The 20,554-nt window shown below is 53.7% G+C and carries 22 protein-coding genes and 1 pseudogene; 11 read left to right on the top strand and 12 right to left on the bottom strand.

All coding sequences use genetic code 11. The features are described 5' to 3' along the window. Positions 1–14: 14 nt before the first annotated feature. Positions 15–872, top strand: a complete 858-nt coding sequence (gene panB / locus PYCH_RS01800) for a 3-methyl-2-oxobutanoate hydroxymethyltransferase (RefSeq protein ID WP_013905120.1) — start codon at positions 15–17, stop codon at positions 870–872. On the opposite strand, the gene PYCH_RS01795 is transcribed toward panB, so the two are convergent. The 3 genes from PYCH_RS01795 to PYCH_RS01785 form a co-directional block, all read right to left on the bottom strand. Beyond that, on the bottom strand, positions 856–1,665 hold the full coding sequence (locus PYCH_RS01795) for a DMT family transporter (protein ID WP_013905119.1): 810 nt from the start codon (positions 1,663–1,665) through the stop codon (positions 856–858). The genes panB and PYCH_RS01795 overlap by 17 nt on opposite strands. Next, positions 1,649–2,530: an Mrp/NBP35 family ATP-binding protein gene (locus tag PYCH_RS01790; RefSeq protein WP_013905118.1), complete on the bottom strand. Its 882-nt coding sequence runs from the start codon at positions 2,528–2,530 to the stop codon at positions 1,649–1,651. Before PYCH_RS01790 ends, PYCH_RS01795 begins: the two co-directional genes overlap by 17 nt. A gap of 85 nt (positions 2,531–2,615) precedes the next feature. Next, positions 2,616–3,143: an ASCH domain-containing protein gene (locus PYCH_RS01785; RefSeq protein WP_048058341.1), complete on the bottom strand. Its 528-nt coding sequence runs from the start codon at positions 3,141–3,143 to the stop codon at positions 2,616–2,618. 79 nt (positions 3,144–3,222) lie between these two features. On the opposite strand from PYCH_RS01785, the gene PYCH_RS01780 reads away from it, so the two are divergent. After that, complete coding sequence (locus PYCH_RS01780) at positions 3,223–4,908, top strand: ATP-dependent DNA ligase (RefSeq protein ID WP_048058153.1); 1,686 nt, start codon at positions 3,223–3,225, stop codon at positions 4,906–4,908. 39 nt (positions 4,909–4,947) lie between these two features. Here PYCH_RS01780 and PYCH_RS01775 read toward each other — a convergent pair whose 3' ends face one another. Both PYCH_RS01775 and PYCH_RS01770 read right to left on the bottom strand, forming a co-directional pair. Beyond that, positions 4,948–5,286, bottom strand: coding sequence for a DUF7132 family protein (locus PYCH_RS01775; RefSeq protein WP_013905115.1), 339 nt, complete (start codon positions 5,284–5,286; stop codon positions 4,948–4,950). Positions 5,287–5,375: 89 nt separating this feature from the next. Next, entirely contained in the window at positions 5,376–5,807 is a 432-nt protein-coding gene (locus PYCH_RS01770) for an OsmC family protein (RefSeq protein WP_013905114.1), read from the bottom strand. Between the two features lie 107 nt (positions 5,808–5,914). On the opposite strand from PYCH_RS01770, the gene PYCH_RS01765 reads away from it, so the two are divergent. Beyond that, the gene (locus PYCH_RS01765) at positions 5,915–6,199 is read left to right on the top strand and encodes a lipoate protein ligase C-terminal domain-containing protein (RefSeq protein ID WP_048058152.1); all 285 of its coding nucleotides are present in this window, start codon (positions 5,915–5,917) and stop codon (positions 6,197–6,199) included. After that, positions 6,192–6,752 carry a stage II sporulation protein M gene (locus tag PYCH_RS01760; RefSeq protein WP_048058151.1) on the top strand — a complete coding sequence of 187 codons (561 nt, stop codon included), beginning with the start codon at positions 6,192–6,194 and terminating at the stop codon, positions 6,750–6,752. Before PYCH_RS01765 ends, PYCH_RS01760 begins: the two co-directional genes overlap by 8 nt. Here PYCH_RS01760 and PYCH_RS01755 read toward each other — a convergent pair. Next, positions 6,681–7,775 carry a DUF354 domain-containing protein gene (locus PYCH_RS01755; protein ID WP_013905113.1) on the bottom strand — a complete coding sequence of 365 codons (1,095 nt, stop codon included), beginning with the start codon at positions 7,773–7,775 and terminating at the stop codon, positions 6,681–6,683. The two genes, PYCH_RS01760 and PYCH_RS01755, sit on opposite strands and share 72 nt — an antisense overlap. 273 nt (positions 7,776–8,048) lie before the next feature. On the opposite strand from PYCH_RS01755, the gene PYCH_RS01745 reads away from it, so the two are divergent. Beyond that, positions 8,049–9,305 (top strand): UDP-N-acetyl-D-mannosamine dehydrogenase, encoded by a 1,257-nt coding sequence (locus PYCH_RS01745; protein WP_013905112.1) that lies wholly within the window; start codon positions 8,049–8,051, stop codon positions 9,303–9,305. After that, positions 9,302–10,435: a non-hydrolyzing UDP-N-acetylglucosamine 2-epimerase gene (gene wecB / locus PYCH_RS01740; RefSeq protein ID WP_013905111.1), complete on the top strand. Its 1,134-nt coding sequence runs from the start codon at positions 9,302–9,304 to the stop codon at positions 10,433–10,435. Before PYCH_RS01745 ends, wecB begins: the two co-directional genes overlap by 4 nt. Positions 10,436–10,445: 10 nt before the next feature. On the opposite strand, the gene PYCH_RS01735 is transcribed toward wecB, so the two are convergent. Together PYCH_RS01735 and PYCH_RS01730 are read right to left on the bottom strand one after the other, a co-directional pair. Further along, positions 10,446–11,138 (bottom strand): metallophosphoesterase family protein, encoded by a 693-nt coding sequence (locus PYCH_RS01735; RefSeq protein WP_013905110.1) that lies wholly within the window; start codon positions 11,136–11,138, stop codon positions 10,446–10,448. Between the two features lie 166 nt (positions 11,139–11,304). Then, a complete protein-coding gene (locus tag PYCH_RS01730) occupies positions 11,305–12,564 on the bottom strand; it encodes a radical SAM protein (protein WP_013905109.1) in 1,260 nt (419 codons plus the stop codon). 81 nt (positions 12,565–12,645) lie between these two features. Here PYCH_RS01730 and glyS point away from each other — a divergent pair, with 81 nt between their 5' ends. Further along, positions 12,646–14,355: a glycine--tRNA ligase gene (gene glyS, locus PYCH_RS01725; RefSeq protein ID WP_148236179.1), complete on the top strand. Its 1,710-nt coding sequence runs from the start codon at positions 12,646–12,648 to the stop codon at positions 14,353–14,355. Here the strand turns inward: glyS and PYCH_RS01720 are convergent. Then, positions 14,342–14,970: pseudogene (locus tag PYCH_RS01720) on the bottom strand (damage-control phosphatase ARMT1 family protein). The gene glyS and the pseudogene PYCH_RS01720 overlap by 14 nt on opposite strands. 229 nt (positions 14,971–15,199) lie before the next feature. On the opposite strand from PYCH_RS01720, the gene PYCH_RS01715 reads away from it, so the two are divergent. Beyond that, positions 15,200–16,177 (top strand): AIR synthase family protein, encoded by a 978-nt coding sequence (locus tag PYCH_RS01715; RefSeq protein ID WP_013905107.1) that lies wholly within the window; start codon positions 15,200–15,202, stop codon positions 16,175–16,177. Here PYCH_RS01715 and PYCH_RS01710 read toward each other — a convergent pair. The 3 genes from PYCH_RS01710 to sppA are packed head-to-tail and all read right to left on the bottom strand — an operon-like array spanning position 16,137 to position 18,671. Then, positions 16,137–17,156: an AI-2E family transporter gene (locus PYCH_RS01710; protein ID WP_013905106.1), complete on the bottom strand. Its 1,020-nt coding sequence runs from the start codon at positions 17,154–17,156 to the stop codon at positions 16,137–16,139. The genes PYCH_RS01715 and PYCH_RS01710 overlap by 41 nt on opposite strands. A gap of 1 nt (position 17,157) precedes the next feature. Further along, positions 17,158–17,628 (bottom strand): PH1570 family protein, encoded by a 471-nt coding sequence (locus PYCH_RS01705; protein WP_013905105.1) that lies wholly within the window; start codon positions 17,626–17,628, stop codon positions 17,158–17,160. A gap of 5 nt (positions 17,629–17,633) precedes the next feature. Next, a complete protein-coding gene (gene sppA, locus PYCH_RS01700; protein ID WP_013905104.1) occupies positions 17,634–18,671 on the bottom strand; it encodes a signal peptide peptidase SppA in 1,038 nt (345 codons plus the stop codon). Between the two features lie 93 nt (positions 18,672–18,764). Here sppA and eif1A point away from each other — a divergent pair, with 93 nt between their 5' ends. Genes eif1A through PYCH_RS01685 form a run of 3 tightly spaced genes read left to right on the top strand, consistent with a single transcriptional unit; the run spans position 18,765 to position 20,547 of the window. Then, entirely contained in the window at positions 18,765–19,106 is a 342-nt protein-coding gene (eif1A, locus tag PYCH_RS01695; RefSeq protein ID WP_013905103.1) for a translation initiation factor eIF-1A, read from the top strand. Positions 19,107–19,112: 6 nt separating this feature from the next. Beyond that, positions 19,113–19,901, top strand: a complete 789-nt coding sequence (locus PYCH_RS01690) for a serine protein kinase RIO (RefSeq protein WP_013905102.1) — start codon at positions 19,113–19,115, stop codon at positions 19,899–19,901. After that, a complete protein-coding gene (locus PYCH_RS01685; RefSeq protein ID WP_013905101.1) occupies positions 19,885–20,547 on the top strand; it encodes a KH domain-containing protein in 663 nt (220 codons plus the stop codon). Before PYCH_RS01690 ends, PYCH_RS01685 begins: the two co-directional genes overlap by 17 nt. The last annotated feature ends 7 nt before the right edge of the window (positions 20,548–20,554 follow it).

The raw sequence follows: 20,554 nt of genomic DNA, 5'->3' as shown, positions 1-20,554 counted from the left end.
GAGGGTGCGAAGGTATGCGTGAGGTAACGCCTCGAAGAATCATCGAGATGAAGGGGAAGGAGAAGATAACGATGATAACCGCCTACGATTATCCCTCAGCCCTAATAGCTGACAAGGCGGGCATTGACATAATCTTCGTCGGTGACTCCCTCGGAATGGTGGTATATGGGGAGAAAAACACCCTCAACGTCTCTATGGAGCAAATGGTCCTCCACACGGGGGCCGTTGCTAAGGCCGTCAAGAGGGCCCTCGTTTTAGCCGACATGCCCTTCGCCAGCTATGAGATAGATGTAGAGGAAGGCGTCAGAAACGCCGTGAGGCTCATCCGAGCTGGGGCAGATGCCGTCAAAATCGAAGGTGGCTACGACCATAGAAAGCTCGTGAGAAAGCTCGTCCGCATGGGAATTCCTGTTATGGGTCACACTGGCTTAACACCCCAGCGCTACCTCCAGCTCGGTGGCTACCGCCTGATGGGCGAGACGGAGGAAGAGATTGAAGAAATCCTGCGCGATGCCAAGTCCTTAGAAAAGTCTGGAGCCTTTGCCATCGTCATAGAGTTCACGCTCGCCGACGTCGCCCGTCTGGTAACGGAAGAAGTCTCGATACCGACCATAGGGATTGGAGCAGGTCCCTATGTAGATGGGCAAGTCCTGGTGTGGCACGACGTCCTTGGCCTTTACGAAAACCAGCCCCCCTTCGCCAAGCGCTACGCCAACCTTAGAGAGGTTATCCTTGAGGCCCTCGTCAAATTCAGGGAGGACGTCAAGGCGGGCAGGTTCCCGGGAAGGGATCACTACTGGGAGTTCCTCGACAAGGAGGACTTCGAGGGCAAAAAGAGGAGGGTCCTGGAAAGGCTTAAGAACTACGAATGAGCCCGAGGGTTCCGAGGGTTATGAGAACGAAGCCTGCCAAGTGCCAAAATGTAACTGACTCCCCTAAGAGCAAGGACATTCCTATGGCAACCACCGGGGCCGGCGTTATAATTGCGGTCGCTAGGGAGAGCTCTATCCTCCTTATGGAGGCGTACCAGACTACTTGGCCGAGCGCTATTATGAGGCCCTCAAGGACGGCATAGGGCGTGAACTCAAGACCCGTGAGAAGGGCGGCTGGGAATAGGAGGAGTGCTCCAAAGGAGTTCCTCAAGAGTGCTATCGACTGCGGGGAGATATCCATGGTCTTCGCGATTACATGGCCGAGCTGCCAGAACAGGGGAACGAGAAGGAGCAGAACGTCTCCCACCCCGGGTTTCACGGCCGCACCATGGGTTAGGACGAGTACCACTCCCGTCAGGACTATTAGGGCATTGATGAGCCTGGCTCCAGTAATCCTCTCGCGGAGGAGCATACCTGCCAGGAGAAAGGAGAAAAGCACCTCTGCCCTTGTTATCAGGGCGGCGTTGGTCGCCGTTGAGAGCTTGGCCCCATAGGAATAGCTTATATATGCTAGAGCCGTTCCGAAGAGGCCAACGAAAAACCCCTTTCTGATACCATTCGCCGCCTCCCGAACTGCTCCCGGGTAGAATGCCAAGAAAATTGCCGCGAAGAGGGCGGAGAAAAAGGCGAAGCTAACTGGGTTGGAGGGATTGGCCTTTATGACGATGGGCTCTAATCCGTAGATGAACATACCAAAGAGGGCAAGAGCAACGCCCTTATTCCTCTCCTCCATCCTTCAGCCCCTTGAGCTTCTCCACGAGCTTTTCCGCTATTGTCATGAAGGCCTTTGCGGCGGGGGTGTCCCCGTAAAGAACTATGGGTATGCCGAGGTCACTCGCCTCCCTCGCCTTCAGGTCTATAGGCACCTTTCCAAGGAACTCGACACCCTCCTTCTGAGCGAGCCTCTCGCCACCGCCCTCCCCGAAGATATCTATCTTGTTGCCGCAGTGAGGGCAGATAAGGTAGCTCATGTTCTCGATTACAGCTATGTAGGGAACCTCCATCTGCTTCATCATGTTTACAGCCTTACCCGTGTCGAGAAGGGCTACCTCCTGCGGCGTGGTTACAATTATTGCGGCGTCGAGGCTTATGTTCTGGATGACTGTGAGTATCTCGTCACCCGTGCCGGGCGGGAAGTCTATTATCATGAAGTCCAGCTCGCCCCACTTCACATCGCCAAGAAGCTGCTTTATGGCCTTCGTCACTAGGGGACCACGCCAGATTATGGGCTGATCCTCTCCCACAAGCATGCCCATGCTCATGACCTTTATGGGCGTGACCTGTCCCATGAAGTCTGCCGTGGGGGGTATCATCTCAAACCTCTCGTCCACCTTCTCAGCGAGGACCTCAGTCTTCTCAACCCCCAACATCTTGGCAATGTTGGGACCATGTACATCAGCATCGAGCACCCCAACGAAGTAGCCCATCTTGGCGAGGGCCGCCGCGAGATTAACAGCCACAGTGCTCTTTCCAACGCCGCCCTTTCCGCTTAGAACGGCCACCTTATACTTCCATTTCTTCTCCTTCTCCTTTATCCTCTGGACGAGCGGATCAACGCCGAGCCCGGGGACGTTTATCGTCGGAGCCTTAATCGTCATACCGATCACCGACAGTTAGGTGGACCGAAGGAGCTTAAAAGTTTTGTCTTAAAATGTAGCATTCCGTAACAGATTTGGGTAATTCTTACAGGTACATGACCTCCCTGCACATGAGGTCCTCAAGCAGGCTCTTGACCCAAGGTCTCCTCGTCCTAGTTGAGATGTGGATTATCCCCTCGACGTGCACACCGTACCTGGCCTTTAGCTCCACCCTCGTAACAGGCTCCTTGAAGAGGAACGGCCTCTCTATGACGAAGGCATAGCCGTAGTCGTTTATGTAGCTCTTCAGCCACCTCCTACCCTCGCTCTCTCCGTGAACGAACGTCAGGCCACTAGTGTCCTTTGTGAGTTCCCAGAGTGTTTCGAAGTCCGCCTTTATCACCTCGCCAACCTCAAAGCCCCCAGCTATCGTGCCCCTCCGGGTTAGGGTTTGCTCCTCCGTTAGTCCAAGTCGCCTCATGGTCCTCTTCAGCGTGTAGAGATCTCCTCTCGCTATGTAAAGAAAGACCATGTCCCCTTCATCGAACACGCGACTCCTCCGAATCTCGTGCCACTTGAGCCCCCTGAATATCAACTCCCCGTAGACCTGGTGCAAGGCGATGACGTGCTGCATGGAGGGAGATGGTTGGAGGGATATAAAAGTTGTGCGCAACCCTTATTTCTCTCTCCGAATAGTTCCTACGGTGGTGCCCATGAGGTATCTTGAACTCGCTCAACTCTACCAGAGGCTCGAGAAAACCACGCTCAAAACTCTCAAAACGAGGCTCGTCGCGGATTTCCTGAAGAAGGTGCCCAATGACCTGCTTGAGATAATTCCCTATCTCATCCTCGGCGATGTCTTCCCTGAGTGGGACGAGAGGGAGCTCGGGGTCGGTGAGAAGCTCCTTATAAGGGCTGTTTCCATGGCCACCGGGGTCGATGCTAAGGAAATTGAGAATTCCGTGAAAGAGACGGGCGATCTTGGTGAGAGCGTCGCCCTCGCCATCAAGAAGAGGAAACAGAGGAGCTTCTTCTCCCAGCCGCTCACGATAAAGCGGGTTTACGACACGCTCGTAAAGGTAGCCGAGATTTCCGGTGAGGGTAGCCAAGATAAGAAGCTGAAGTACCTAGCTAATCTTTTCATGGACGCGGAGCCAATTGAGGCCAAATACTTAGCCCGCACGATCCTTGGGATTATGAGAACAGGTGTAGCGGAGGGAATCCTCAGGGATGCCATAGCGGAGGCCTTCCACGTCAAGGTGGAGCTCGTGGAGAGGGCCTACATGCTCACAAGCGATTTTGGGTTCGTTACGAAGGTTGCAAAGCTCGAGGGCAACGAGGGCCTGGCGAAGGTGACCATTCAGGTTGGGAAGCCCATAAAGCCGATGCTTGCCCAGCAGGCCGCGAGCATCAAGGATGCCCTACTCGAGATGGGCGGCGAGGCGGAGTTCGAGATAAAGTACGACGGAGCCAGAGTTCAGGTGCACAAGGATGGGGACAGGATAATAGTCTATTCCCGCAGGCTGGAGAACGTCACCCGTTCCATCCCGGAGGTCGTCGAGAGGCTTAAGAGAGCTATAAAGGCTGAGAAGGCCATAGTTGAGGGAGAGCTCGTGGCAGTGGGTGAGGACGGCAGACCGCTACCCTTCCAGTACGTCCTCAGGCGCTTTAGAAGGAAGTACAACATCGAGGAGATGATTGAAAAGATTCCACTGGAGCTCAACCTCTTCGACGTCCTATACGTGGGCGGAAAGGCCCTAATAGACGAGCCCTTCATAGAGAGGAGAAAGACGCTGGAGGGGATAATTGAGGCCGATGGATGGATAAAGGTCGCCGAGAATTTGATAACGAAGAGCGTCGAGGAGGCGGAGAGCTTTTACAGAAAGGCCCTCGGCATGGGCCATGAGGGCCTGATGGCCAAGCGTCTTGACTCCGTCTACGAGCCCGGCAACAGGGGCAAGAAATGGCTTAAGATAAAGCCGACAATGGAGAACCTCGATTTGGTCATCATTGGCGCGGAATGGGGCGAGGGAAGGAGGGCCCACGTCTTCGGCTCCTTCATCCTCGGTGCCTATGACCCGCATACGGGAGAGTTCGTGGAGGTCGGCAAGGTTGGGAGCGGCTTTACCGATGAAGACCTCATCGAGTTCACCAAGATGCTGAAGCGCCTAATAACTAAGGAGGAGGGCAAGAGGGTATGGTTCGAGCCAAAGGTCGTCATTGAGGTTACCTACCAGGAGATACAGAAGAGCCCCAAGTACAGAAGTGGCTTCGCCCTTCGTTTCCCTCGCTACGTAGCTCTCAGAGACGACAAGGGGCCGGAGGATGCCGACACGATAGAGCGCATCGCCCAGCTCTACGAGCTCCAGGAGAGGATGAAGGGGAAGAAGATCGCCTAAGCCTATTCCAGATGAACGGACAAGAGCCAAAGGGTAGCCTCACTCTCCCACTTCTTCGATTTCTTCGAGAATTTCCTCGAACTTCTTGAAGTCCTCGGTCTTGGCTAAAAGCGTGATGAACTCGTCAATCTCAGGCTTCTCGAGGAAGGCCCCGGCAAGGAGCTTGCCCGTGTAACGGTTGTCCTTTATCTCCCAGAACATATAGAACTCGGGGAAGTTTTCCTTAATCTTCCTGTAGGCCACCCCATACTTGGAGTCCTTCAGAGGGTTCTGCTCGAGGTAGAAGTGCCCCGGTTCAAGCTCTATCATGTGAAGAATCGCCCCACGCTTTGTTTTGACCAACTTAACTTTGATGTTCCATTCCTTCAGAACCTTCACGGGCGTCACCAAAAAGAGTAAGAATCTTGGAAATACTTAAAGCTGTCGATGGCCGCTCGTAGTCAACAAGCCTTCCTTCGGGCCGATGTTCAAATTTTCTCGACGACTACCTCCGTCGGCGTCGGATTGACGAGATTGTCGCTGACAGGGCAGCGCTCCTCCACTCTCTTAAGCCACTCCCCCAAAGTTTCTTCGTCAACATCTGCCCTGACCTTCACGACGACCTTCACATCCTTATAGCCAGCCCTATCCCCGTTCTTCCCCATGAACTTGGCCGGGTTAAACGTTCCTTCAACTTCAATCTCTAAGCCCTCTATCTCGAAACCCATATCCTTCGCAACCATGTGGCCCACTATGTTTATGCATCCCGCCAGAGCAGCGAGGATATACTCTATTGGAGACGGTGCCTCTCCACCAAGCTTATCGGTAATCACCTCATAATCACCGCAGCGAACGAGAGTCTTAGTAGGGCTCAAAGCCTTGGCTGAAACCTTTATAGGTAGGTCCTTGAACTCGACCATCGGAATCACCGAAAGTATATTTGACCTCGAACCTTAAAAACGGTTCCGAAACTTTTCCTAGCAAAACACTAATAAGGCCCATCAGAATACCACGAGTGGGGATAAGGATGAGGTACCTTGGAGAGCACAAGGCAAGAAAGGGCCTCATAAGGGTGGAGATAGAGGAAAGAGATGGTATAGTCGAGGACGTCAAGATAACGGGTGATTTCTTCATATATCCGGAGAGCGTCGTGGACGAGCTTGAGAATGCTCTAAAGGGCCGAAAGTTGAAGGAGCTCGAAGCAGTTGTAGATGACTTCTTCTCGATGAGGCACGACATTGAAATGCCTTATCTAAACGTGGAAGATTTCAAGCTGGCCATAAAGAAGGCGCTGGGGGAATGGAATGAGTAGAAGTGCGAAGCTCTTACTGGCCCTCCTTGGAACATTCATGGTTGGCGCAGTAGTTGGTGTCATGGTAGCACGGGCCAACCCCGAATTCGCCGATAGTGTTGTAGAAGGAATAAGAAGGTTGCTCGGGGGAGGTAGTAAGCTACCCGATGGCTTCGAGCTGTTCCTGATGATATTTCTCAACAACGCTAGGGTAGCAGCCATAATGGCCTTTGGAGGCATAGCCTTTGGAATAGTGCCATTTGCGGTGCTCCTCTTCAACGGCATGATCGTCGGGATAGTGGTTCAACACGTTATCGGAACGGGAGAGCCCCTTGGGAAGGTTCTCCTCACGATAGTTCCCCACGGAGTCATTGAGATACCCGCTTTCGCTATCGCGGGCCTCGGCGGGCTGGAATGGTTTCTGGAGGTAGTAGAAGGGAAAGGAAAGATGGAAAAAAGGATGAAAAGGGGTCTAAAGAAGATGCTCAGGCGCCTAGCCCTATCAATAGCCCTCCTGTTTGTGGCGGCCCTCGTAGAGGCCTTCGTAACTCCTGAGCTGGCCGGTGTAGGATAGGGCCTCAACTTCTTCTACAATGGCATCAACGGGATTCTCCATGGAGCTCGTAACTTCTCTTATCTGCCTTCTATAGGCGCCGTTCTTCCTGAGAATCTCCCAGGCCTTTGCCGCAACCTCTATCGGATTCGTGGAGTGGAAGTTAACGCCGAGCTCTATGAGCCACCTCGTTACGGCCAGTAACTTTCCTGGATACGTCGAGATGGCCGGTGTTCCGAGGACAAGAGCCTCCCTGTTCATCGTGCCCCCCGCACCTATCATCAGCTTGGCGTAGTAAAGAAGGCTAAGGCTGTCAAGGGGCCTCTCCGGTATTATAACGTTCTCAAACCTGCTGAAGATTCTTGCCTGCTCTTCTGTCCTCGGAAAGAGAACTATTGGGAGGTCAGGGAGGAGGGGTATAACGTCCTCAAGGACACTCCTCTCAGGGTCTCCGGTGAAGTAGTTGGCCTTCACCGGCTCAGGCCTCATGACTATGTAGGAGTACCTCTTCAACCCGAGCTCCTTCAAGGGCTCCTCGCTTGGCATGAACCCGTAAACGTTCGCTATTTCGGCTATTCCATTGATGGGCCTCAGGGAATTGGGATCAGCCCCACACTTCAAGAGCTCGTAGGCATCTATTGCCCGGGGATAGATGAGACGGGAGGTAAAGGGAAACATCAGCTTGTTCTGGGGAATCGCCGTTTCGTTGTCAACGAACCCTATAGAGGGTATCTTGAGGCCAAAGGCTATCCTCGGAGCCTCAGGATTGTTCTTGTAGAGGGCGACGTTGGGCCTTTCCTTTACTATGAGCCTGGCGAGGAGGTGAACTCTCTCCGTGCTCGCAAGGAGCTTACCCTCAAGGCTAGCCCCGCCGTGCTTCCCCACAACCACGTACTCTATCCCAAGCATATCAAGGATTCCCGTGAGCCCGTCAAACTCCCTCGTGGTAACAAGAACCTCATGACCCCTCTTCTCAAGTTCCCTTATTACCCCCTTGAAGAAATGAGCGTGAGGTGAGTTGGTAATATCGACCCAGACCTTCATGGGATCACCGCCTACTATGACCGACTTTGTCCATTATAAGGGTTTTTCCAGCATCGCTTTCTTCCGTGTGTTCTTAAGCTTTCCCATCCTTTCTCTCGCGGTCCCTGACGTCGACACTCTTTAGCCATCCAAAAGACCTATCCCCATTCGCCATTTTAGACATAGAACGTTTATCGCTACTCCCCACTTTTAAGCTCGATTTCCTAGCCTCTGAAATCGAGCCGTCCAGGAAATCCTTAAAACCGGCTAGCTGCACTCCACCTGGGGGTCGTCATGAGGATAGCAGTAATAGGCCTTGGATACATTGGCCTTCCAACCGCGATAATGTTCGCGAGCGCAGGCCACGAGGTAGTGGGGCTGGAGATAAGGGAGGACATCGTCAAGAAGCTCAATTCGGGAAGGGCTCACATAGCGGAGCCCGAAGTGGAAGAGAGGCTTAGGAGGGCCGTTGAGGAGGGTAAGCTCAGGGCCACCACGAATCCCGAGGACATCAAGGGGGCCGACGCCTTCATAATATGCGTGCAGACCCCCCTAAAGGATGGAAAGGTCGACCTCAGCTACTTGGAGAACGCCGTGAGAACGGTGGCAGGGGTAATCGAAAGGGGAGCCCTCGTCATAATAGAAAGCACAGTTCCACCGGGCACAACCCTCAGGATGGCCCGGCTTATAGAGGAGCTGACCGGCTTGAAGGTCGGGCAGGATTTCCACATGGCCCACGCGCCCGAGAGGGTTATGCCAGGCAGAATATTCCACGAGCTTGTTTACAACTCAAGAATAATCGGCGGCGTAACCCCCGAGTCGGCCAAGAGGGCCGAGATTCTATACCACTCATTTGTCAGGGGTGAAATCCTCCTAACGGATGCTACAACCGCGGAGATGGTCAAGCTTATGGAGAACACCTTCCGAGATGTGAACATAGCCCTCGCGAACGAGTTCGCCCTTCTGGCACACCAATACGGCGTGAACGTAATCGAGGCCATAAGACTCGCCAACACACATCCCCGCGTGAGCATACATTGGCCCGGCATTGGCGTCGGTGGCCACTGTCTGCCAAAGGATCCTTACCTCCTGCTTAGCGGCGCGAGGGAGGACTTCGGGCTCATCAGGAAGGCGAGAGAGATAAACGAGGACATGCCCCTCTTCGCAAAGGATCTTCTCTTTGACGCCTTCAAAGAGGCGGGTGTACCTCGGGAGGATGCGATAGTGGTGGTTCTCGGCTTGGCCTACAAGGGGGACAGCGACGACACGAGAAACTCTCCGGCCCTTGCATTCATCGAGGCCATAGAGGGAGATGTAGCCGATGTTAGAACCTACGATCCCTTCGTCGGAGGAACGCACGAGAGCGTTGAGAAGGCCGTGAAGGGAGCTGACGCAATCGTCATTGCAACTGACCACTCAATCTTCAGGTCGTTGAACTGGGAACAGCTTGGAAGGCTCATGAGAACCCGCATCCTTGTGGACGGAAGGCACGTCGTGAAGGATCCCCCAAAGGGTTTCGTCTTCAGGGGGATAGGGAGGGGAGACGTTTGAGGCCCGCAATAATCTTCGGCACGAGGCCCGAGATAATAAAGCTCTCCCCCGTCGTCCGTGCCTTACTCGAGAGAAGCGTTGAACCCCTCATAGTCCACACCGGCCAGCACTACGATTATGAGATGAGCGAGGTCTTTCTGGAGGAGCTTGAGCTCCCCCCAATAGATTATCACCTCGAGGTTGGCTCAGGGACCCAGGGGGAGCAGACCGGAAAGGCCATGATTGAAATCGAGAATGTTCTAATGAAGGAAAAGCCGGACGTAACCATCGTGCAAGGCGACACGAACACCGTCCTTGCTGGTGCGCTCGCGAGCGTCAAGCTTCTCATCCCGGTGGCCCACGTTGAGGCAGGTTTAAGAAGCTTCGACAGAACGATGCCCGAAGAGATAAACAGGATCCTCACGGACCACGCCAGTGAGGTTCTGTTCGCCCCGACTGAGGAAGCAAAGAGGAACCTCGAGCGAGAGGGCATAACGGAGAACGTCTACGTCGTCGGCAACACGATAGTGGATGCTGTCCTCCAGAACTCCGAAATAGCGGAAAAAAAGAGCAACATACTTGAGAGACTTGGCTTGAAGGAGAAGGAGTACATCCTCGTAACGGCCCACAGGAAGGAGAACGTTGACAACCCGAACATGCTGAAAAAGCTCGTCGAGATACTCGAGGCCCTCCCCATTACCCTAGTCTATCCCGTCCACCCAAGGACCGAGAAGAGGCTTAAGGCCTTCGGGCTCTGGGAGAGGCTGGAAAAGGCGGAACACGTAATCCTGACGAAGCCTCTTGCCTACCTTGATTTTCTGAAGCTGGAGAGAAACGCGAAGATAATCATGACGGACTCCGGTGGCATCCAAGAGGAGGCAATAATCCTCAACGTCCCATGCCTGACGCTCCGCTACAACACGGAGAGGCCGGAGACCTTGAAGGCCGGGGGAAACGTTCTCGTGGGCCTCGAGAAGGAGAGGGCCCTTGCTTACGTGGAGCGGCTACTAAGCGATTCAGAGTTCTACGAGAAGATGGCGAGCGCCTCCAACCCCTTCGGCGACGGGAAGGCAGGAGAAAGAATAGCTGAAATCCTCCTCGACCTGTACACAAAAGGGGCCCTCAAAGTGAAGAGTTCTCGGTTTATTTGAGCGATGCCATTTAAAAGCCCTCAAACAGCCTCTCCGCAAGGAACCTGGGAAGACCTGCCTCCAATATCTTCCTCGCCGCCTCTTCAACGTCATACTCGACCCTATAAAAGCTCACCTCCCCAGTCTCCTCATCTAGAAGGGCATAGCTCGCCCTCCAGTCGCCATCCCTCGGCTGACCGACGGAGCCTGGGTTTATTATCCTCCTATCCCCTACCTTTACGAGCATTGGCACGTGGGTGTGACCGACGAGAAGGTCATCTTCCCTTATGAAGCCCAGCACCGCCCTAAACTCACTATCTGGAAGCCAGGGAAACAGATACTCATCAAGGGGGGCCCTAGGAGATCCGTGAATGACGTAATAGACCCTGTTTCCGGCAGTGAAGGAGGCCCTCACGGGAAGCCCTCTCAGGAACTCGAGGTTCTCAACGCTCATCACGCGCTGATGCCATCTGACGGCCTGGCGGGCGTATGGATTGAAGCCCCAGTCTGTGCCAAAGGCTACCGCGTTGTCGTGATTGCCACGAACGCATATGACATTTTTTCTCTCCCTCAGCCTTCTGAAAAACTCCACGACCTCGTTGGGGCTCGCGCCGTAGCCTACGAGGTCGCCAAGGCAGACTATCATGTCGGCATCTCTTATCTCCTTCCACACGGCCCTGAGGGCCTCCCAGTTGGAGTGGATGTCAGAGATTAGGGCTATCATGGGACATCACCTAGCTCGCCAATCGCCTCGATGGATAGAATAGAAGGAGAAGGTCCGCCTCATGGTCATCAGCCCTGGCTGTACTCCTCATTGCACGTGCTCGGGCCGTAGGGAAAGCTCATCACGAGCCCGCCAGAAAATTATTGAATGGGAAGATTTAAAGGCGTTACGCCCTCGTCCCAACGTATATCCCGTGCCTTGTCCTCACTATCTTGACCTTAATTTTCTCGCCCACCCGGGCGTTCGCATCTATGACCTGAATGAGCCTGTTCCTTGCCTTGGCAATCATCTCACCCTCCATCCTGCCCGGAAGGACGACCTCAGCCTTGACTACCTCCCCCCTCTGGAACGCGAGGGGAATGAAGGGCCTTCTGTGCATGCCGAAGTGCTCCGGTCTGAGCACGAGAGGTTTCATGCCCGTCTTCTCTTCAAGCCTCCTGAGCCACGCATAGAATTCCTTGAATGGGATAGGCCTCGCTATGGCAGGGTTTCTCCCAAACTTGTAGGGTATGTAGTTCTGGAAGCCAATTGCCGGCCAGCGTTTTCCTGCCCCAATCCTACGGGCGAACTCTATGAAGGCCTCAGCCTCGTCGTCGTTCACCCCGAATATTATGACGGGGGCTATCAGGACGTCTATCCCCGCGTTAACCAACGCCTCCGCCATCTCGAGGACATGCTCAAGGTCGTAGTCCTTCCGGCCCATGAGTATCTTAGCCTTTTCTGGATTGAGGGAGTGAATGGAGAGGTTCACCCTGTCCAGGCCAGCCTCAGCGAGCTCTTCAACTAACCTATCATCCAAGAGGGTGCCGTTGCTCTGCATAGATATTACTGAGACGTGAGGATGATCCCTAAGGGCCTGAACGAGCTCCACAATAAAGGGGTAAAGGAGCGGCTCTCCTTGGGCGTCCAGATGAGCTTCAAGGCCCTTCCCCTTCTCTCTTGCTACCCAGTCGAACCATTTCATGAGGTATTCGACGTCAACAACGAAGTCTAACGCCCTCGTCCTCGAATATGGCCCCTCATCCACGGAGCAAAAGATGCAGCTCATGTTACAGCCGCTCACACCCCTTACCTGTATGAGATTCGTCCCCCTGTCTATGAGGCCAAAGGCGTTGTAGCCGAGAAGGGGAACGTCCATGCCCTCGTGAATGTAGATGACCCTCCGCCCGGTGTACCTGTTCCGCAACATTGCCCCGAGATTGCTCTGGATGTAGAAGGCTATGAATCTCTCGACATCTGGATTGTCCGTTGTTACCGTGAGGGCCCCATCCTCGGCACCCACGCTAACCTCGACTCTGAACTTCCTTCGGACGGCCCTTTCTAGCTCCCCCTTCTTAAAGTCGGCTATGAGGGTTTTCCTCCACACGAGCCGGACGAAATCTCCGAGGTCCTCGAAGCGGGAGTTCGGTAGCCTAAGCCTTATCATCGAAGGGGCCCACCTCCGTGGGGTTATAAAGGTTTACACCGGGTAAAGCTTTTTAGACCTTTGGCATTCAGGGGTAGGGGGTTGCCCATGGACAAGTACGAGTACCTCCAAGATCTCATGAGGAGGAGAGGCTTCGCCTGGGGGAGCTTTGAAATCTACGGGGGCGCGAGGGGCTTTTACGATTATGGGCCGCTGGGCGCGACGATAAAGAGGAAGATAGAGGAGAAGATAAGAAGGGCCTTCATAAGGGAGGGCTTCTTTGAAATCGAGACGCCGGACATAACGCCCGAAAGGGTTTTCATCGCGAGCGGCCACGTCGAGAAGTTCGTCGACCCGTTGGTAGAGTGCAAGAAGTGCGGTGCCCGCTTCAGGGCTGACCATCTAATAGAGGAGGCCCTTAACATTGAGACGGAAGGTCTTTCGGCCGAGGAGCTTACGAGGATAATAAGGGAGCATGAGCTGAAGTGTCCCGAGTGTGGCGGCGAGCTCTCCGACGTCTGGTACTTCAACCTTATGTTCGAGACCTACATAGGGCCCTATAAGGATAAGAAGGCCTATCTGAGGCCCGAGACGGCCCAGGGTATCTTTGTGAACTTCAAACGCTTGAACGCCTTTGCCCGCAACAGGCTTCCCTTTGGCGTTTTTCAGATAGGTAAAGCCTACAGAAACGAGATCTCGCCAAGGCAGGGGATGATAAGGCTGAGAGAGTTCACGCAGGCGGAGGCCGAGATATTCTTCGACCCGAGGAACCCAGAGCACCCGCACTTCGATGAGGTCAAGGACGAGGTTCTAAGGCTCTACCCCACAGAGCACCAACTCAAGGGGCTCGGCGAGATAGAGATTACGGCCGAGGAGGCGGTCAAGAAGGGCTACGTCCTCAACACCCTCTTTGCCTACTACATGGTCATGGTCAAGCGCATCCTTCTTGACATCGGCATCCCCGAGAAGGCCATAAGGTTCAGACAACAACTTCCTGAAGAGAGAGCCCACTACTCCACCGACACTTGGGACGCGGAGATACACAGCGAGCGCTTCGGCTGGGTTGAATGCGTGGGTATAGCTTACAGGACCGACTACGACCTGAAGAGGCACATAAAGGAGAGCGGAGCCGACTTGACGGTTATGATACACTACGATGAGCCCAAGGTTGTCAAGAGACTCCAAGTGAGCCTAAACATGAAGCGTGTCGGCCCGAGGCTCAAGGGGGACGCAAAGAAGGTGAACGAGAGGCTCAAGGCGATGTCTCAGGAGGAGCTCGAGAGGCTCGTCAAGGAGGTTGAAGAGAAGGGCAAAGTTACGGTAGAGGGCTACGAGCTCGAAAAGGAGGACTTCGTGATCAAGGAAATTGAGGAGAAGGTGACTGGGGAGAAAATAATCCCGCACGTGCTCGAGCCGAGCTTTGGCATAGACAGGCCCTTCTATCTGCTCCTCGAGAACTCCCTCGTCGAAGAGGACGGCAGAATTTACCTGAAGATAAAGAAGGACATGGCCCCGATTGAGGTTGCCGTCCTCCCGCTGGTGGCCAAAGAGCCCCTTACAAGCATAGCCTACGAAATATTCAGGACGCTCCAGAAGGAAGGCTTTATAGTAGTCTACGACGAGAAAGACAGCATAGGAAAGCGATACCTACGCTACGATGAGATAGGGACGCCCTACTGCATCACCATCGATAATCAAACGCCCGAGGACGGCACCGTCACGATAAGGGACCGCGACACGAGAGAGCAGGAGAGGGTTAAGATAGAGGAGCTCCCGAAGAGGTTGAGGGAGCTCCTCTTCAGCTCTTCTTAATCATTCTGTTCCTCATGCACACGAGCGATCCCCTAGGAACTCTTAGCTCCCTTGCCATCGGCGGACATTTGGCCTTAAGGAGGAAGAACAACCTGCTGTCCTTTATCTCGCTCAGAGTCTCAAAGTTGCCCTGTCCCTTCGCTATTATCACGTCGGCCGCCTCAAAGACCCTTCTGACTCCTCGCTGACTTCCCCAAGTGGAACTCCCACTATGCGTGTCCCTGTGGAGATTATCATGCCTAGCTCACCGAGACCCGCCCTTCTGAGGTCCTCAACGGTGGCGTCGTTTATTATGGGCCCTTCTTTGCCAGCGATATATATTTCAACGGCGAACTCCTCCCTTACCCTCCTCAGGAATATGGCGTCGAAGTGAATTTCACCAACATTGTCCGTTAAGTAAAGGAGGGTCTTCGCCTTCTTGAGCTCTTGGAAGAGCTCTTCGCTCTCGTCGATGTAAAGGGGAAGCTTCAGCATTTCCTCGACGTCCCTCTCAAGTCTCGCTGGATCATAGCCAACGGAGAAGTCAATGACGTTCCCAATTATGGCGAGCTTCAGGGTCGTCTTCAGATCTGGCCTTAACTTCTCTTCAACGAGCTTGACAATCCTTCGAGCCATTTCATCTGAAACCCTTTTGTATTCCTCGAATGGGCCATCCTTACGAAGGAACCCTAGAGGTCGAGGAAAATCTTACTTCCAGTTATGGCCGGAAGTGGCCATTTCGGTTATCCTCTGGCACTGAGAGACCAGGCAAGGGAGACATTCGTAGTGAACCTTCACGTCATCACCCCTTTGAAAGCCTTAACAATATTTATAGCCTTTGCTCGACACATCATCGGGTGATGAAATGCTCCCTGGAAAAGTTCCACCGGAAGTTCTTGAAAGCATAGTCTTCAAGGGCTTGAAGAAGAACGGCAGGGTTCTGGTGGGGCCTGGCGTTGGCATAGATGCGGCCGCCTTAGACTTCGGAGAAACGATCCTTGTGGCCTCGACTGACCCCATAACCGGGGCCGAAGAGAGGATAGGTTTCTACGCGGTCCATGTGAACGCCAACGATGTTGCAACTTTGGGCGCCAAACCAAAGTGGTTCCTCGTCACGATACTCTTGCCCGAGGGGGCTGATGAAATCATGCTCGCCAAGATAATGGAGGAAATCAGAGAGAACGCCGAAAGGCTCGGTGTAACTATAGTAGGGGGCCACACGGAGGTAACGCTTGGCCTAAAGAAGCCGATAGTAATCGGGACGATGCTTGGGGAGGTTGAGAGGGAGAAGCTAGTAATCCCGAGACCAAGGGCAGGCGATGCCATAGTCCTAACCAAGGGGGTAGGGATTGAGGGAACGGCCATAATAGCCTATGAAAGGGAGGAGGAACTCGCCGGAGTCTTCGGGAGAAGCTTCGTAGAGAGAGCGAAGGCATTCATCGAGGAGATAAGCGTCGTCGAGGAGGCCATGATAGCCAGGGAGTGGGCGACGGCAATGCACGACCCGACTGAAGGCGGCGTCGCTAACGGTCTTCACGAGATGGCAGACGTTGCCAACTTGGGCTTCCGGGTGTTCGCCGAGAAGATTCCAATCAGGAATGAGACAAGAAAGATATGTCGCTTCTACGACCTCGACCCCTTGGCCCTCATAAGCTCGGGAACGCTTTTGATATCCGTTCCGAGAGACCACGCGAGGATTCTCGTCGAGAAGCTTGAGGCGAGGGGAATAAGGGCTGGCATAATAGGAGAGTTCCTGGCGGAGAAAAAGAGGGTCATAATAGAGGGGGGCGTCGAAAGGCCACTCAGGCGGCCCGAGAGCGATGAGCTCTGGAAGGTTGTTTAGCCGTCTCCTTTTCCTTCCATGCATCGAGAAGTGCCGAGAGAAGGCCAAGAGCTATCGGGCCAATTACAATCCCCACGGCTCCGAAGGCGATTATGCCCCCAAATATTCCCACCAGGGCAACCACAGAGCTCACCCTTGCCCTCCTGGCAACGAGCTTGGGCTTGACGATTATGTCTGGAACTGGAGATATGAATATCGCCCCGTAGAGGGCAAAGAGTATTGCGAGGAGCAGGGAGCGGTGGACGAGGAGAAATGCCCCAACGGCCCACATAATCCATCCTCCAACCACCGGAAGGAGCTCGAGCACAACACACAGTATTCCTGCCGCTATAGACCCTGTGATGTTACTTATACCAAAGATATAAAAGCCGAGCGCCAGAAGAAACCCCTTGGTGACGCTGAGGAATAGCCAGGTCTTCAGGATGGCATCAAGGGTTTCTTTTGCCTTTTCTATCAGCTTCTCACCGAGCTCCCTGTTTGTGGAGGGAAGGAGCCTGTATACTTCGGTGGAGAGGAAGTCTGCGTTCAAAAGAGCTCCATAGAAGACCGCCAAGAAGACCACTATCTGGAGGACGAGCTTGGGAAGGGATAATGTGTATCCGAGGAGAATATGGCTTAGCCTTTCCGGAAAGCTCTCCGATAGGGCGTCAAAAACGGCGTTAAGGGCGGGCGGAACGTTCAGACCCTTGAGCCATATGAAGAACTTATCGAGATAAACGTAAATGTTTCGGAGGACATCGGTAACCCAGAGGGCAGCTCCTATTAGAAAGCCGATGGAGGCCACGAGCATCAAGCTGGTTATGATAAGAGAGGATGCCCTATTTCCAACCTTTTCCGAGAGCCTGACGTGAAAGGGGTGCAGGATATAGGCGGCCGCAAACCCAAAGACTATGGGGGTGAATAGAGGCGCTATGGTCTTCCACACGAGGAAGATGACTATAAGGGCAACGGCCGTCCAGACTATCGTCTCCCTCTCCATCTTACCATCTCCCGATGTACTTCAGGAGCATCTCGGCCACGCTCGGCTTGTTGAAGATGAAGAGCCTGTCCCTGTGATCGAGGAGGAAGTTCTTGCCGACGGCCAGGTAGCCCTCCTTGACCTTGTATATCTTCGCTCTCTCAAGGTCGACAAGAGCTTTGACTTCCTGGGGGGCGTCTAACCCCTTCAAGACCTTATCAAGCTTATCAATCACGCTCCTCGAAACGAACTTCGGCTCGCTGAGCTTCATTTCCTCCGGCTCGACCTCGCTTCCGTCCATGTATATTCCCCAGAACTCTTTGGCGCACTCGAAGGGATAGATGTAGTCGGAGCCATAGTCGGGCAAGTAAAGCTCGTAGATCAGGGCGAGGAGCACCTTCCTAGCATCCCCGCCGTAAACCTCCACCCTTATATTGAACTTACCATCCTCAAAGCCGTTCTCAAAGACCTCAAGTTTCTCTTCGCACTGCACGGCCCTCACCTCCCGATGTAGGAGTAAACATAGCGGGCCGGCATGTAAAGGGCGGAGCTTTGTGCTATGCCAAAGTCAGACGTTGGGGAATCATAAACGATTACCCTAGCTCCCTCAACCCCCATCATATCCACCAGCACCTTTAAGGCGTAGTCCATGTCTCCCGTGTCGTCCACGAGCGTGCCTTTGACTTGATAGGCGAACCAAACCCTCCCGTCAGCGAACTCTTTAGTCTTGTTGAGCGTCATGTTGCGGCTCTCACTGACAACTCTGAGGAACTCCTGAAAGTAGGCGTCTATCTGTTCCGTTATAATTTTCTTCTCCTCCTCTGTTAGTCCCCTCCAGTCGGCTCCCATGTCCTTGTGGGGGCCCGTCTTGAAGACATCCACCTTTATGCCGTTCATGGCATAATATTGCTCCGCGTTGAAGTGGACGTAAATGACGCCTATGCTTCCAACTTCAGCGAGGGGGTCGGCTATTATCTTTTCGGCGGCACAGGCTATGTAATAGGCTCCAGAATCCGCGTAACCGGCCGTGTAGGCTACCACCGGCTTCTCGTAGGCAAGTTTTTTGACCTCCTCGTATATCGCCCTCACGGGCCCTATATATCCCCCCGGGCTCTCTATCCAAAGAAGCACTCCCCCAACGCTCGAGTTGTCCCTAAGTTCCCTGAGAATCCTAACAACGTGAAGGGCGAGGTAATCGTCTATTGGGCCAAATATCGGGACCACGGCAATTGTGGCGTTTCCAAAAGTTCCTCTGGATGCCCTCAACTGAGCCCTCAAGTACTCGATTTCCCTCCGCATCTCCTCGATTTGAACCTTTAGAAGACTAACGTTCTCGAAGGTTGAGCTGGTCGCGTTCTCCCTAATCACTATGGTTCTCGTGACATTGTCGAAGGATGTCTTTTGAAGGGTTCCGACCTGAACGTAAAGGAGCACATTGGCAACGAGGGAGAAGCCGAGGATGAGGGCGAGGATGAACGTGAGATACTTCCATACCCCTCTCTCCACGTTGTCCACCAGCCCTCTCTCGCTCCTCATCCTTTAGAGATTTGCGGTGGTGCAAAAATTTTTAAAGGTTAAGAGGAAGGTAGGGGTAGAAAAATTTTGCAAAAATCAAGAGGGGTGATGCTCATGCCGAAGAAGGAGAGAAAGGTAGAGGGAGAAGAGGTAATTAGGGTGCCCCTCCCAGAGGGAAACCAGCTCTTCGGGGTAGTGGAACAGGCACTCGGGGCGGGCTGGATGGACGTTCGTTGCGAGGACGGCAAGGTGAGGCGATGCAGAATACCGGGCAAGCTCAGAAGGAGGGTATGGATCAGGGTCGGCGACCTCGTCATAGTCCAGCCATGGCCAGTTCAGAGCGACAAGAGGGGAGACATAGTCTACCGCTACACCCAGACCCAGGTCGACTGGCTCCTGAGGAAGGGCAAGATAAGCCAAGAGTTCCTCACAGGCGGTGGCCTCACTTTCGAGTGATGAACTATGGAGAGACTTGACAGGGAGATAGCGGAAGTCCTTGGTCTGAGGGAGAGGAGAGAGAAAGACAGCGAGCTGTTCAAGGTCTTCAGCGAGGTTTTCGACCGGACCACCGTTGAGACGATAAGCTACTTTTACAGGCGTGGGAAGATAGATCTACTCTATGGTGTCCTCAGCACGGGCAAAGAAGCCAATGTCTTCGCGGGCTTCGACGCACAGGGCAACAGGATAGCCGTAAAGATATACCGCACCTACACCACGGAGTTCCGCAGGATATGGGAGTACCTCGCGGCCGACCCTCGTGTGGGATATCTGCCAAAGGACATAAGGAAGCTCGTCTTCGTATGGACGAGGAGAGAGTTCAAGAACCTCCAGAGGGCCATGAAATATGCAGTTAGAGCCCCAGAACCTATAGCCTTCCGCAACAACGTCCTGATAATGGAGTTCATAGGAGACGAGACCCCAGCTCCAAGGCTAAAGGACGTGGAGAAGTCCCTAGAGAAGAAGGACTTCGAGGAGCTCTACGACTTCGCAATGGGCTCGATAGAGAGGCTCTGGAAGAGGGGCGACATGGTTCATGGGGATTTGAGCGAGTACAACATCCTCATCTGGGAGGAGCCCGTCATAATCGACTGGTCCCAGGCGACGGTAAAGAGGAACAGGATGAGCCTGACCTTGCTCTATCGTGACATAAAGAACATAACGAGCTACTTCGCGAGAAAGGGCGTGAGCGTTGACGACCCGGAAGAGAAGTTCCGGGAGCTCGCGGGTGATGAGTATGGAGGAAGAATTTGAGAAGCTCCTGAAGAAGTTTGAGAAGGTAAGTAAGGACGGCGAGCCTATTGAGGAAGAAGAGGATGAGTGGGAAGAGGAGTTCAGGCAAGAGGAGTACGTTAAGATTCCAAAGGAGAGAATAGCCGTCCTCATAGGGAAGAAGGGCAGCACGAAGAGAGAGATAGAGAGAAGGACGAAGACGAGAATTGAAGTTGACAGCGAGACTGGGGAGGTCTGGATAACATCGACAAAGGAAACTAACGACCCGCTGGCCGTCTGGAAGGCCAGGGATATAGTCCTCGCGATAGGGCGCGGTTTCTCGCCCGAGAGAGCCTTTAGACTACTTAACGAGGGCGAATACCTCGAGATAATAAACTTAACCGATATGATCATCGGAAACGAGAAGAACGCCCTCCCCCGTGTCAGGGGCAGGATAATCGGGAGGAAGGGAAGGACAAGGGAGATAATCGAGGAGATGAGCGGAGCTAGTGTGAGCGTCTACGGAAAGACCGTCGCAATAATAGGGAACCCCATCCAGATTGAGATAGCCAAGACCGCCATCGAGAAGCTCGCGAGAGGGGCCCCCCACGGAACCGTTTACAGATACTTAGAGAGGCGCAAGAAGGACCTCGAGCTCGAGGGGGCCATGTATTATGAGAACCTGTGAGGTGTGG

This window comes from Pyrococcus yayanosii CH1 (assembly GCF_000215995.1).
GTDB classification, from domain to species: Archaea; Methanobacteriota_B; Thermococci; order Thermococcales; family Thermococcaceae; genus Pyrococcus; species Pyrococcus yayanosii.
Note: the sequence above shows the minus strand (reverse complement) of the source record. Positions and strands in the feature narration are given on the sequence as shown.

What these genes read in the sequence shown, in the direction of transcription:
- panB (WP_013905120.1), top strand. Translation starts at nt 15, where the DNA reads ATGCGTGAGGTAACGCCTCGAAGAATCATCGAGATGAAGGGGAAGGAG.
- PYCH_RS01795 (WP_013905119.1), bottom strand. Translation starts at nt 1,665, where the DNA reads ATGGAGGAGAGGAATAAGGGCGTTGCTCTTGCCCTCTTTGGTATGTTC.
- PYCH_RS01790 (WP_013905118.1), bottom strand. Translation starts at nt 2,530, where the DNA reads ATGACGATTAAGGCTCCGACGATAAACGTCCCCGGGCTCGGCGTTGAT.
- PYCH_RS01785 (WP_048058341.1), bottom strand. Translation starts at nt 3,143, where the DNA reads ATGCAGCACGTCATCGCCTTGCACCAGGTCTACGGGGAGTTGATATTC.
- PYCH_RS01780 (WP_048058153.1), top strand. Translation starts at nt 3,223, where the DNA reads ATGAGGTATCTTGAACTCGCTCAACTCTACCAGAGGCTCGAGAAAACC.
- PYCH_RS01770 (WP_013905114.1), bottom strand. Translation starts at nt 5,807, where the DNA reads ATGGTCGAGTTCAAGGACCTACCTATAAAGGTTTCAGCCAAGGCTTTG.
- PYCH_RS01765 (WP_048058152.1), top strand. Translation starts at nt 5,915, where the DNA reads ATGAGGTACCTTGGAGAGCACAAGGCAAGAAAGGGCCTCATAAGGGTG.
- PYCH_RS01760 (WP_048058151.1), top strand. Translation starts at nt 6,192, where the DNA reads ATGAGTAGAAGTGCGAAGCTCTTACTGGCCCTCCTTGGAACATTCATG.
- PYCH_RS01755 (WP_013905113.1), bottom strand. Translation starts at nt 7,775, where the DNA reads ATGAAGGTCTGGGTCGATATTACCAACTCACCTCACGCTCATTTCTTC.
- PYCH_RS01745 (WP_013905112.1), top strand. Translation starts at nt 8,049, where the DNA reads ATGAGGATAGCAGTAATAGGCCTTGGATACATTGGCCTTCCAACCGCG.
- PYCH_RS01735 (WP_013905110.1), bottom strand. Translation starts at nt 11,138, where the DNA reads ATGATAGCCCTAATCTCTGACATCCACTCCAACTGGGAGGCCCTCAGG.
- PYCH_RS01730 (WP_013905109.1), bottom strand. Translation starts at nt 12,564, where the DNA reads ATGATAAGGCTTAGGCTACCGAACTCCCGCTTCGAGGACCTCGGAGAT.
- PYCH_RS01715 (WP_013905107.1), top strand. Translation starts at nt 15,200, where the DNA reads ATGCTCCCTGGAAAAGTTCCACCGGAAGTTCTTGAAAGCATAGTCTTC.
- PYCH_RS01710 (WP_013905106.1), bottom strand. Translation starts at nt 17,156, where the DNA reads ATGGAGAGGGAGACGATAGTCTGGACGGCCGTTGCCCTTATAGTCATC.
- sppA (WP_013905104.1), bottom strand. Translation starts at nt 18,671, where the DNA reads ATGAGGAGCGAGAGAGGGCTGGTGGACAACGTGGAGAGAGGGGTATGG.
- eif1A (WP_013905103.1), top strand. Translation starts at nt 18,765, where the DNA reads ATGCCGAAGAAGGAGAGAAAGGTAGAGGGAGAAGAGGTAATTAGGGTG.
- PYCH_RS01690 (WP_013905102.1), top strand. Translation starts at nt 19,113, where the DNA reads ATGGAGAGACTTGACAGGGAGATAGCGGAAGTCCTTGGTCTGAGGGAG.
- PYCH_RS01685 (WP_013905101.1), top strand. Translation starts at nt 19,885, where the DNA reads ATGGAGGAAGAATTTGAGAAGCTCCTGAAGAAGTTTGAGAAGGTAAGT.